Annotated in this window: 12 protein-coding genes; 6 read left to right on the forward strand and 6 right to left on the reverse strand. The window is 74.3% G+C overall.

Annotation, left to right across the window (positions count from 1 at the left end; genetic code table 11):
- Together D0D28_RS15745 and D0D28_RS15750 are read right to left on the reverse strand one after the other, a co-directional pair.
- Entirely contained in the window at positions 1–465 is a 465-nt protein-coding gene (locus tag D0D28_RS15745; protein WP_116111079.1) for a DUF664 domain-containing protein, read from the reverse strand.
- Positions 455–1,018: a carboxymuconolactone decarboxylase family protein gene (locus D0D28_RS15750; RefSeq protein WP_116111057.1), complete on the reverse strand. Its 564-nt coding sequence runs from the start codon at positions 1,016–1,018 to the stop codon at positions 455–457. Before D0D28_RS15750 ends, D0D28_RS15745 begins: the two co-directional genes overlap by 11 nt.
- A 171-nt stretch (positions 1,019–1,189) precedes the next feature.
- On the opposite strand from D0D28_RS15750, the gene D0D28_RS15755 reads away from it, so the two are divergent.
- Genes D0D28_RS15755 through D0D28_RS15770 form a run of 4 tightly spaced genes read left to right on the forward strand, consistent with a single transcriptional unit; the run spans position 1,190 to position 4,220 of the window.
- Positions 1,190–2,236, forward strand: coding sequence for an aromatic ring-hydroxylating dioxygenase subunit alpha (locus D0D28_RS15755; RefSeq protein WP_094007984.1), 1,047 nt, complete (start codon positions 1,190–1,192; stop codon positions 2,234–2,236).
- Positions 2,233–2,451, forward strand: coding sequence for a hypothetical protein (locus D0D28_RS15760; protein WP_094007985.1), 219 nt, complete (start codon positions 2,233–2,235; stop codon positions 2,449–2,451). The genes D0D28_RS15755 and D0D28_RS15760 overlap by 4 nt, the downstream gene beginning before the upstream one ends.
- A complete protein-coding gene (locus D0D28_RS15765; RefSeq protein ID WP_116111058.1) occupies positions 2,448–3,410 on the forward strand; it encodes a PDR/VanB family oxidoreductase in 963 nt (320 codons plus the stop codon). Before D0D28_RS15760 ends, D0D28_RS15765 begins: the two co-directional genes overlap by 4 nt.
- Positions 3,411–3,434: 24 nt before the next feature.
- A complete protein-coding gene (locus D0D28_RS15770) occupies positions 3,435–4,220 on the forward strand; it encodes an IclR family transcriptional regulator (RefSeq protein WP_094007987.1) in 786 nt (261 codons plus the stop codon).
- Between the two features lie 162 nt (positions 4,221–4,382).
- Here the strand turns inward: D0D28_RS15770 and D0D28_RS15775 are convergent, their stop codons facing one another.
- The gene (locus D0D28_RS15775) at positions 4,383–5,006 is read right to left on the reverse strand and encodes an alpha/beta hydrolase (protein WP_094008012.1); all 624 of its coding nucleotides are present in this window, start codon (positions 5,004–5,006) and stop codon (positions 4,383–4,385) included.
- A gap of 52 nt (positions 5,007–5,058) precedes the next feature.
- On the opposite strand from D0D28_RS15775, the gene D0D28_RS15780 reads away from it, so the two are divergent.
- Complete coding sequence (locus D0D28_RS15780) at positions 5,059–5,865, forward strand: isocitrate lyase/PEP mutase family protein (protein ID WP_094007988.1); 807 nt, start codon at positions 5,059–5,061, stop codon at positions 5,863–5,865.
- Here the strand turns inward: D0D28_RS15780 and D0D28_RS15785 are convergent.
- Positions 5,804–7,009 (reverse strand): MFS transporter, encoded by a 1,206-nt coding sequence (locus D0D28_RS15785; RefSeq protein WP_094007989.1) that lies wholly within the window; start codon positions 7,007–7,009, stop codon positions 5,804–5,806. The two genes, D0D28_RS15780 and D0D28_RS15785, sit on opposite strands and share 62 nt — an antisense overlap.
- Positions 7,010–7,088: 79 nt before the next feature.
- Here D0D28_RS15785 and D0D28_RS15790 point away from each other — a divergent pair, with 79 nt between their 5' ends.
- Positions 7,089–7,973: a LysR family transcriptional regulator gene (locus D0D28_RS15790; RefSeq protein WP_240323224.1), complete on the forward strand. Its 885-nt coding sequence runs from the start codon at positions 7,089–7,091 to the stop codon at positions 7,971–7,973.
- 43 nt (positions 7,974–8,016) lie between these two features.
- Here D0D28_RS15790 and D0D28_RS15795 read toward each other — a convergent pair whose 3' ends face one another.
- Both D0D28_RS15795 and D0D28_RS15800 read right to left on the reverse strand, forming a co-directional pair.
- Entirely contained in the window at positions 8,017–8,292 is a 276-nt protein-coding gene (locus D0D28_RS15795) for a hypothetical protein (protein WP_094007991.1), read from the reverse strand.
- 57 nt (positions 8,293–8,349) lie between these two features.
- On the reverse strand, positions 8,350–9,618 hold the full coding sequence (locus D0D28_RS15800) for an amidohydrolase (RefSeq protein ID WP_116111060.1): 1,269 nt from the start codon (positions 9,616–9,618) through the stop codon (positions 8,350–8,352).
- Positions 9,619–9,624: the final 6 nt, after the last annotated feature.

Here is a 9,624-nt window from a genome sequence, read left to right on the forward strand (position 1 = left end):
CTAGGACCTGGCAGCGAGCAGGATGTCGCGGGTCAGTTCGAGCTGTCCGTGGTGCTGGGCCAGCTCCTCGTAGACGTGCACGAGGGCGGTGCCCTGCCGCCGCCCGACCGGGGTGCCCGCGTACTTGTCCGGGACCTCGCCGCGCGGCGGGGCGTCGAAGTCGGCGGCCGCGGCGTCCGCGCGCAGCTGCTCGCGCGCCCGGGCGAGCCGGTCGAGGAGCGGGGCGACCGGGCCGGAGGCCGTGAACTCGGCCTCGCGGTCGCGGTCCACGGTGCGGCCCGCCACCACCTGGCCGGCCCAGGCCGCGATCACCCCGACGCAGTGGTTCACGATCGCGTAGGGCGTGTTCGCGCCCGGCAGGTCCGGCCGCGTGTTCGCCAGATCGTCGCCCAGGGCGGTGAGGATCGCCGCCATCCCGTCGAGCGCGCGGTCGGTGAAGAACAGGAAGCTCTCTTCATCCAGCATGATCACCATCTTCCCCGAAGCGCGCCGCCCACGGTTCGGGTGGCAGGGCGAGGGCGTTGGCGAGCCCGCTGATCGTCCGGTACCAGCCGGCCAGCACCAGGAACTCCAGCAGCTGGGTGTCGGTCAGGTGCGCGGCCAGCCCGGTCCACCGGCCGGGCGAAACCGTCGCGGTGTCGTGCAGCTCGTCCACCGCCCCCACGAGTGCCCGCTGTCGCCGGGACCAGACCGGCGCGTCGGCGCCGCCGTGCACCGTCGCGGCCAGCTCATCCGCCGTGAGCTCGGGGAACACCACCGCGTGCACGCCCCACTCGTACTCGCATCCCGAGCGCGCGCACGCCCGCGCGATGACCAGCTCCCGGTCGGCGGCGGGCAGCTCCCCGTGGGCGAGCAGGCCGGCGCCGAGCACCCGCATCCGCGACGCGAGCTCCGGGTGCCGGTGCAGCACGCGGAAGAGCACCAGCGGATCGTGCGACACCTGCGGCGCCATCCAGCGGCGCAGGGCGTCCTCGATGCCGGGCGGATAGGGCGGGGTCAGCGGCGCGATCCGGGTCATGGGGCCTCCTCCGGGACTGCTTCGATTTCCGAACCAGTGTGGCGCTTCGATAATCGAAGCGCAAGGAGTGAGTCGCGCCGGTGATCTTTCACCTGCTGAAAACACGGCTGGTCCCGGCGCCGTGCCCCCGGCCACAGTGTGGTCGTCGCATCTACACCAGAGGAGCTGCAGATGACTGCGTTCGTGCGCGACCAGTGGTACGTCGCCGCCTACGGGAGCGAGGTCGGGCGGGAACTGCTGGCCAGGACGATCCTGGGCGAGCCCATCGTCTTCTACCGCACCGAGTCCGGCGACGTCGTCGCCCTCGCCGACCGCTGCGTGCACCGCCGCTACCCGCTGTCCGAAAGCCGCCTGGACGGCGACCGGATCGTCTGCGGCTACCACGGCTTCACCTACGAACCGTCCGGCACCTGCGTGTTCGTCCCCGGTCAGGCGCGCATCCCGCGCACCGCGCGCGTGCCGTCCTACCCGGTCGCCGAGCAGGATTCCTTCGTGTGGGTGTGGATCGGCGACCCCGCCCGCGCCGACACCGCCCTGATCCCGCGCGCGCCGTGGCTCGCCGACCCCGCCTACACCACCGTGTGCGGCATGGAGCCGCTGGCCGCGCGCTACGACCTGCTCGTGGACAACCTGATGGACCTGTCCCACGAGACCTACCTGCACGGCGGCTACATCGGCACGCCGGAGGTCGCGAACACCCCGATCACCACCGAGGTCGACGAGGACCGCCGGATCATCTACGTCAGCCGCCACATGGACGACGCGGCCTGCCCGCCGTTCTACGCCGAGTCCACCGGCATCGACGGCCGCATCACCCGCTGGCAGGACATCGAATACCACCCGCCGTGCCTGTACCTGCTGCACAGCCGCATCGCGCCGGTCGGCGTGCTGCCCAACGCCGACGGCACCGACCCGGACGGGTTCCACGTCGAGGTCGTCTACGCGATCACGCCGGAGACCGAGCACTCGACGCACGACTTCTGGGCCGTGGCACGGGACTTCGCGCTCGATGACCAGGAGGTCTCGGACTTCCTCGCGGAGAACAACCGCACGGTCGTGCTCCAGGACGTCGTCGCGCTCGACATCCTGGAGAAGGTGATCCAGTCCGAGCCCGAGGGGTACCAGGAGCTGTCGGTGAACATCGACACCGGCGGGCTCGCCGCGCGGCGCATCCTGAAGAAGATGGCCGGGGAACAGCAGAAGGCCGCCACGCGATGACGGAACGGACCGCGATGCTGCACGGCGACACCGTGTACCGCATCCACTGGAAGCTCGGCACCGATCTGCTCGTCGGGGTCTGCTACTGCGGCGCCGAGCACGAGTCGGAGGATCCGGTCGAGCTGTGGGAGTGGCTGCTGGCCCATCCCGGCGGCCACGACGACCCGGCGCCCACCGGTGACCCGGTGCTCGCCGGAGCGGGGAGCGCGCGATGACGGCGGTGCTGACCGAAGTGGAACTCGACGTTCTTCTGGAGCGCAAGGAAGAACTCGCCGACGGAGTGGTGCGGCTGACCCTGCGGCACCCCGCCGGCGAGCCGCTGCCGAAGTGGGAGCCGGGGGCGCACCTGGACCTCGTGCTCGGCGAGGGGCTGGTGCGCCAGTACTCGCTGTGCGGCGACCCGGCGGACTCCTCGGCGCTGCAGGTCGCGGTGCTGCGCGAGCCGGACGGGCGCGGTGGTTCGGCCCACGTGCACGATCGTCTGTCCACTGGGGACACCGTCCGGATCCGTGGTCCGCGCAACCACTTCCGGCTCGTCGACGCGCCGCGGTACCTGTTCGTCGCCGGCGGGATCGGGATCACGCCGATCGTGCCGATGATCGCGCGGGCCGACGCCGCCGGCGCGGACTGGCGGCTGGTGTACGGCGGGCGGTCGCGGGCGTCGATGGCGTTCCGCGCGGAGCTGGTCGAGCGTTACGGCGACCGGGTCGAGATCCGGCCGCAGGACGAGACCGGGCTGCTCGACCTGGACGCGCTGCTCGGCGAGCCGCGTCCGGGGGTGGCGGTGTACTGCTGCGGGCCGGAGCCGTTGCTGGCGGCGGTCGAGCAGCGCTGTGCGGCGTGGCCGCCGGGTTCGCTGCACGTCGAACGGTTCTCCCCGAAGGCGGGCGCGGACGTGGGGGAGCGGACGGCGTTCGAGGTGGAGCTGGCGGCCTCCGGCCGGACGGTGACCGTGCCCGCGGGCAAGTCGATCCTCCAGGCGGTCGAGGAGGCCGGGGTGAGCGTGCTGTCGTCGTGCCAGGAGGGCACGTGCGGTACGTGCGAGACACCGGTGCTGGACGGGGTGCCGGACCACCGGGACTCGCTGCTGACCGACGCGGAGCGGGCGGCGAACGACACGATGATGATCTGCGTGTCGCGTTCGTGCGGGCCGCGGCTGGTGCTGGATCTGTAGACCGCGGCGGGGCAGGATGATCGGATGGACGGCGAAGTCCGGAGTGTCACCGGCAAGGTTCTGGCGCTGCTGGGCGCGTTCACGCCGGCCTGCCCGGAGCTGACGCTGTCGGAGCTGGCGCGGCGGGCCGGGCTGTCGCTGGCGACCGCGCACCGGCGGGTGGCGGAGCTGGTGGCGTGGGGCGCGCTGGAGCGCGGGGCCGACGGCCGGTACCGGGTCGGGTTGCGGTTGTGGGAGGTCGCTTCGCTGGCGCCGCGCGGGCTCGGGCTGCGCGAGGCGGCGATGCCGTTCCTGGAGGACCTGTACGAGGTCACGCACGAGAACGTGCAGCTCGCCGTGCGCGAGGGCCTGGAGCTGGTGTTCGTGGAACGGATCGCGGGCCGCAAGGCGGTTCCGGTGTGGACGCGGGTGGGCGGCCGGTTCGCCCTGCACGCCACGGGTGTCGGGCTGGCGTTGCTGGCGCACGCGCCGGTGGAGGTGCAGGAGGAGGTGCTGGGCTCGCCGTTGCAGGCGTACACGGAGAAGACGGTGACGAACCCGGCCCGGCTGCGGGAGATGCTCGCGGCGGTGCGCCGGACCGGCTACGCGGTGAGCGACGGCCAGGTGACGACCGACGCGGTCTCGGTGGCGGCCCCCGTGCGGGACGGCGAGGGCACGGTGATCGCGGCAGTCTCCCTGGTGGTCCACGCGAGCGGCGCCCACCCGGCGACGCTGGCCCCACTGGTCCAAGCGGCGGCGCGCGGAATCGGCCGGGCGTGCGGCTCCCCCGGCGGGGCCAGGGTCTTCCCCCGGGAGCCGATCGCGCGGTGATCCGTGCCGGGCAAGCGCGCGGCCGAGCGGGCACGGCGCCTCGCGCTTGCGGGACGCAACTGGGCTGCCTGCGGGTTGTACCCGGCGGTTCTGAAGCTCGCGCTCCCGGGGAGCCCGGCAGGCTCGCCCGTGCCCGCCTCCTCAGCCGGTCCGCGCACCCCGTCAGGCAGTCAGCAGCTTCCGCACCTCCCCCACCTCGTCGTCGTTCACCAGGTGCTCCCGGTCCTCGTACACGCGCAGCGTCACCGCCGCGTCCATCCGCTCCAGCAGCCTCGCCGTCGCCTCCGCTCGCTCCAGCGGCACCCACTCGTCGTAGCGGCTCGTGCCGGCGAAAACCGGCGTGCCGGCCAGCGAGCCCGACGGCGCGCGCTCGTCCGGCCCCAGGTAACCGCCGGTCAGCAGGGCGGCCCCGGCATACCGCCGCGGTGAGCGGACCAGCAGTTCCGACACCAGGCACGCCCCCTGCGAGAACCCGATCAGGACCACCTCCTCCGCCGCGATCCCGGCCTCCGCGATGCGCGCCAGGTGCGCCGCCATCGCCTCCAGCGCGTAGTCCGCCCACGGCTGGTTCACCGCGAGCGGCTGCATGAACCCGGCCGGGTACCAGGTCTGCCCCGCCGCCCGCGGCAGCACGTACGCGACCTCCGGCACCGCGACCCGGTCGAGGATCGCGAGCATGTAGTCCGGCGTCTGACCCCGCCCGTGCACGACGAGCGCGGCGCGCCGGGCCCGGGCCAGGGGCGCGCCCGTGAAGACCGGGGCCGGTTCCAGGTGCGGGTTGCTCACGGACGCGATCGTATCGGCCGGCACCGACGATTCCGGGCGCTAGCGTGCCGGCATGAGCTTCGCCGAGCTGCACCACACCGGCAAACCCCTGCTGCTGCCCAACGCCTGGGACCACGCCTCCGCCGCGGTCCTGGTGGCGGAGGGCTTCCCGGCGATCGGCACCACCAGCCTGGGTGTCGCCGCCGCGGCCGGCCTGCCCGACGGGACCGGCGCGACCCGCGACGAGACCGTCGCGCTCGCCCGGCGCCTGACCCGCCTGCCCTGCTACCTCACCGTCGACATCGAAGGCGGCTTCGCCGACGACCCCGCCGAGGTCGCCGCCCTCGGCGCGGAACTGGCCGCGCTGGGCGTGGCCGGGGTGAACATCGAGGACGGCCGCGACAACGGGCGCCTCGCCGACCCCGCCCACCAGCAGGAGCTGATCGCCGCGCTCAAGGCCGCCGCGCCCGGCCTGTTCGTCAACGCCCGCACCGACACGCACTGGCTCGCGACCGGGGAGGACCCCGTCGCCCGCGTCCGCGCCTACCAGGAGGCCGGGGCCGACGGGGTGTTCGTGCCGGGACTGCCGGACGAGACGTCGATCGCCGCGGTGGTCGCGGCGGCCGACGTCCCGGTGAACGTCCTGTTCTCGCCGTCCGGTCCGCCACTGGACCGGCTCGGCGAACTCGGCGTGCGGCGGATCAGTTGCGGATCGCTGCTGTTCCGGGCGGCGCTGGAGGCCGTGGCCCGCACGGCCGGCGCGGTCGCCACCGGCGGCGAGATCCCGCCCGTCCCGGCCTACGCGGACGTGCAGGCGCTCAGCTCGCCCGGAACAGCCGCCGCACCACCGCCGCCAGGATCGCCAGCAGCGCCACGGTGAACCCGAGCAGCGCGACCCGGATGTCCACCGCCTGCGTGGCCACCCCGAGCGCGAGCACCGGCACCGCGAGCCCGGTGTAGGCGGCGAGGAACAGCCCGGCCAGCGCCTCACCCCGGCTTTCCGCCGGGGCCAGGCCGAGCACGATCCCGATGCTGCCCTTGAACCCGGCGCCCGCCCCGGCACCGGCGAGCACCGCGCCGAGCAGGAACAGCGCGAGGCTGGGCAGCCACACCGCGACCGTCACCAGCACGAGCCCCACGGTCAGCAGCCCGAGCCCGGTGGCGAGCAACCGCCGCAACCCCGTGCGCGCCAGCACGATCTGCGCGACCGCGGCGGCCCCGAACACGGCGAACACGCTCACCCCGGCCAGCGCGTGCGAGTGCTGGTGCAGGGTGTTCGCCAGGAACCCCGGCGCGAGCGAGGTGAACAGGCCGAACACGGCGAACTCGGCGAGCGCGGCCGCCCCCGCGGCGAGGTAGCGCGAGCGGGCGTGCGGCGGCACCGAAACCCGCTGCGGGCGGTAGCGCACGCGCGTGGCGGTCACGGTTTCCGGCGTCAGCGTCACCGCGAGCGCGCCGAGCAGCATCAGCGCCTGGAACACCAGGTAGGGCACGTGCAGCGGGTCGCCTGCGTACTCGGCCAGCAGCCCGGTCACGAGCGGGCCCAGCCCGATGCCGCCGAGGTTGGCCGCCGTCGCGACGACGTCGGCCCGGGTCCGCGCCGCGCCCGGCCGGGCGGCCAGGTGCAGCTCGGTCAGGTGCGCGGTGGCGGTCGCGGTGAGCATGCCGATGCTGATACCGGACAGGAACCGCGCCGCGAGCAGCGCGGGCACCGACGACCAGGCCAGGAACACGACCCCGGCGAGCACGTTCACCAGCACCGCGGGCATTAGCACGCGGCGGCGGCCCACCCAGTCGGACACGTGGCCGGCCACGAACAGGCTGGCGATCACACCGAGCGCGTAGGCGGCGAAGACGAGGGTGACCGTGAACGGGCCGAACCCGTCCTTGGCCTGGTACAGCACGTACAGCGGCGCCGGGGCCGCGGAAAAGCCCATGGTCACCGCGAAGGTGTAGGCGACGAGCCAGAAGCCCGCGCCGTGACGGCGGGACGCGGTGCGCGGGGCGGTGGTCTCAGTGATCACGAGCCCAGGGTGCGCCCGATCGGCCATCTCGTCCAACGAATGTTTTCGCTCGCAGCTATCGCGGTGTTAGATAGCCGGTGTGGAACTGCGCCAGCTGTCGTACTTCGTCGCGGTCGCCGAGGAGCTGAGCTTCACGCGCGCGTCCCAGCGGCTCCGGGTCGTGCAGTCGGCGGTGTCGACGGCGATCCGCGCGCTGGAGCGGGAGGTCCGCGCCGGGCTGTTCGACCGGGACAGCCGCCGGGTCGCCCTGACCGCCGCCGGCGCGGCCATGCTGCCCGAGGCGCGCACCGCACTGGCCGCGGCGCGCGCGGCGGCGCAGGCCGCGGCGGGCGCGAGCGGTGAGGTGCGCGGCGTGGTCACCATGGGCACGCTCCTGTCGACCGGGCGGGTGAACGTGCCGCGGCTGCTGGGGCGGTTCTCGCGGCGGCACCCGCGCGCCGCCGTGCGGTTGCAGTACTCGCCCTCCGGCTCGGCGGGACACGTGCGGGCGGTGCTGGACGGGCGGATGGACCTGGCGCTGGCGTCCCTGCCGGGGCGGGCACCGGCGGGGCTGGCGCACGAGATCGTCGCGGAAGAGGACCTGAGCCTGCTGGCCGCGCCGGACCACCCGATGGCGCGCCGGAGCGCGGTGACGCTCGCCGAGCTGGCGGAGGAGTCCTTCGTGGACTTCCCGGCCGGATGGGGGAACCGGACGCTGGTGGACCGCGCCTTCGCCGGGGCGGGACTGAGCCGGCAGGTGCCGCTGGAGGTGCCGGACTACGTCACCGCGCGGGCACTCATCTGCCAGGGGCTCGGGGTGGGTTTCCTGCCCGCGGGCGCGGCGGGGGAGATGACGGGCGTGGTCGAGGTGCCGCTGGCCGAACCGCTGCGCTGGTCGGTCTCGGTGATCCACTCGGCGGCGCGACCACTGTCCCCCGCGGCGGCGGCCCTGCTGCGGGAGGTGCACGCGGAGCTGGAGGTCTAGGCGTTCGCCGGAGTTCACCGCGCTGGTGCGGTGGCGGCGATCCTCAGGCTGCGTGCGCCCGCTGCGCCCGGAGCTCGGCGAGCCCGGCCTCGGTGGGCACGACGGGCACGTCCTCGGTTCCCGGGCCGGGCGCGGCGGAGATCAGCTTGCGCCAGCTGAGCCGGTCGAGCGCCTCGCACTCCCAGGGCGGGACGCGCCCGGCCGCGGCGCCGTCGGGGCCGGCCCACATGTAGCAGGTGGGCGCGCCCCACAGGCCGTTGTGGAACAGGATGAGCCCGGCGGCCGTGTCGGCCAGGGCCTGCAGTTCTTGCGCGGTCATACCACAAAGGGTGCCCGCGGGGAAGACGAGCACACATCCGCCGAACCACCGAGTCGGCTACGTATTGTCATCCGTACGTGTGGCCTGGCGCACCAGTGCCTCCAGCACGTCGACCGCGACGGGCAGCGCCGCCTCGTCCACGTCGAAGTACGGGTTGTGGTGCGGCGCCGGGTTGCCGCCCCCGACGACCGTGTACGTGGCCAGGCCGCCCGCGCGCTGCACGGCTTCGGCGAAGAGGCTGGCGTCGTCGCTGCCGCCCATCTCGTGCAGCCGCACCGCCCGCTCACCGTGACCGCACGCGTCGGCGGCCGCGAGCACCGCGTCCAACAGCTCGTCGTCGCAGGTGAGCGACGTCGAACCGCCGGTCTCCTCGATCTCCACCGCCACGCCCTGTGCCTGCGCGGCCCCGCACAGCACCTGCTTGACCCGCTCGGTGAGGTCGGCGTTCACCGCCCCGTCCTTCGACCGCGCCTCGCAGGTCAGCTCGGCCACCGCGGGCACGATGTTGACGTTGCCCCCGGCGTGCAGGGTGCCGACGTTGACCCGCGTGTCGGCCGCGGAGAACCGCGGCAGGCCGTGGATGCCGAGCACGGCCGTCGCGGCCGCGAGCAGCGCGTTGCGGCCGTCCTCGGGCGCCGCCGCCGCGTGCGAAGCCACCCCGGTGAAGCGGGCGCGCATCTTGGTCGTGGCGAAGATGCCGGTGATCCCCGCCGCGACGGCCGTCGCCGGCAGGTCCAGGCCCAGGTGCACGGCCAGGAACCGGTCGACCCCGGCGACGGCGTCCGCGGCGAGCATCGCGCGGGCACCCCGGCCGCCCTCCTCGGCGGGCTGGAACAGGAACCGCACGGTCCCGGGGAAGTCGCGGTCGGCCAGGCGCCGCGCCAGCGCCAGCCCGATGGCCACGTGCCCGTCGTGCCCGCACGCGTGCATGAACCCCTCGTAGCGGGAGCGGAACCCGTTCGCCGCGGGCGCGTGCGCCGGGTCGTCGGCCTCGGTCACCGGCAGCGCGTCCATGTCGAACCGCAACGCCCACGCCGGACCGGGCCGGCGGCCGTCCAGCTCGGCGATGATCGCCGTGCCCTCGGTGGCGAACCGCCGCACGTCCCCGGCGTCCGCGCCGGTCTCGACGGCCCGGTCCGCGAAGCGCCGCAGCGTGGCCTCGTCCGGGTAGGCGGGCACGCCCTCGCGCCGCATGGCCGCGACGCCGGTGCGCACCTCGACCGGGAGTTCCCGCAGGTGCGCCAGCACCGTCGCCGCCGTCCGCACCTCGCAGAAGGCGGGCTCGGGGTGCGCGTGCACGTCCCGGCGCAGGGCGACCAGATCCATCGGGCT

This window comes from Amycolatopsis ruanii (assembly GCF_003385175.1).
In the GTDB taxonomy this organism is placed as follows: domain Bacteria; phylum Actinomycetota; class Actinomycetes; order Mycobacteriales; family Pseudonocardiaceae; genus Amycolatopsis_E; species Amycolatopsis_E thermalba.